This window comes from Chryseobacterium pennipullorum (genome assembly GCF_003384725.1).
GTDB lineage: Bacteria > Bacteroidota > Bacteroidia > Flavobacteriales > Weeksellaceae > Chryseobacterium > Chryseobacterium pennipullorum.
The window spans coordinates 1-1,241 of sequence record NZ_QNVV01000045.1 but is presented as its reverse complement, the minus strand read 5'-3'; the positions used below and the strand labels follow the sequence as shown (position 1 = coordinate 1,241).

At 31.7% G+C, this 1,241-nt stretch carries 1 protein-coding gene; it reads right to left on the bottom strand.

What is annotated here, in order from left to right:
- Window positions 1-7: 7 nt before the first annotated feature.
- The gene (locus DRF67_RS21270) at window positions 8-1,015 is read right to left on the bottom strand and encodes an IS110 family RNA-guided transposase (protein ID WP_115930299.1); all 1,008 of its coding nucleotides are present in this window, start codon (window positions 1,013-1,015) and stop codon (window positions 8-10) included.
- Window positions 1,016-1,241: the final 226 nt, after the last annotated feature.

Genomic DNA, 1,241 nt, shown 5'->3' with positions numbered 1-1,241 from the left:
GTGTATTCTAAGACATATGCAAATTATATCTTGTTAAATTTACAAAAGGTTCTTCTCTTTTTACTACTGCAAATATTCTATATATAAGTTTACAGCAGACCGCGTTAATAATTGAATTGTGAGCTTTTCCCTGCAGTTTTTTTCTTTTGTAGTAGGTTTTTAATTCCTCATCATACATGATTGCTGAATTTGCTCCACTGAACAATACCGTTTTAATTTTTCGATTTCTAAGCTTACTGGTCTTTGTCTTTCCTTTAATACTGGAGCCTGATGTGTGCTCAAAAGGAGCAAGCCCTGCATAACAGTTAAATTTTCTTGGATTCTTAAACTTAGTGAAATTATCAGTCAATACAAGCATATAAGTAGCAGTGAGAAAGCCAACTCCCTTTATTCTGGTTATTTTTTCGTAATTCTTATTTAAATTTTCCTGTTCATTAATCTGCTGCTTTATTTTTGATTCTACAAAGGCGATCTTCTGATCCAATTCTTTTATTTGTTGAGCTATTTCATCCATTTCATAGTTTACATCTGCTACTTTACCCACCTGATAAAAAGATTTTTTTTCATTTTTAAACTGTGTTCTTACCTTTATCAGAAAGCTTCTGTACGTAAGAAGGTTCTTTACTGTAAAAAGTTCTTTATCAGGAAGAGCAGAGGGTTTAAGATCATCAGAATACATTTTTGCATATCGGGCTATTCTTTTGGCGTCAACCTGATCGTTCTTTCCTCTTTGAATTCCTTGGCTCAACTTTATTTCTAAAGCTGGAACCTGATAATAAGTGATGTGCTTATCTTCCAACATCCTGGCCAAAAGAAGTCCATAATTTCCTGTATTTTCAAAGCAATATTGAAATTCGGAGTTTTGTTCATAGTCTGAAACAGAAGTAAGCATTTGCTCTATTCCCACTACAGTATTATCTATCTTGAATACTATTTCCTTTTCATCAGAACTGTTTATAATACAGATATCTAAGGTGTCCTTGGAAATATCTATTCCAATAAAATAAGTTTTCATAACTTTGGATTTAGGCAATCCTGAATGAACCACTTTGAATCATGCTAAAACCTTTAATAAGCCCTAACGCTTAAAATTCTAAATGGCAAATTCAAAAGAGAAAATAAAGTCTGATACACGAAATAGTTCGTTTCTATCCATCTGTTTAGTTCACTTTATTTTCTCTGGTTCTTCAGAATTTAATTATTATCTAATTTATAACTAAATCCTTTTGCAAATCTAAAGG

Excerpts from the sequence above, each read along its gene's own strand:
- DRF67_RS21270 (WP_115930299.1), bottom strand. The coding sequence starts at position 1,015 with ATGAAAACTTATTTTATTGGAATAGATATTTCCAAGGACACCTTAGAT.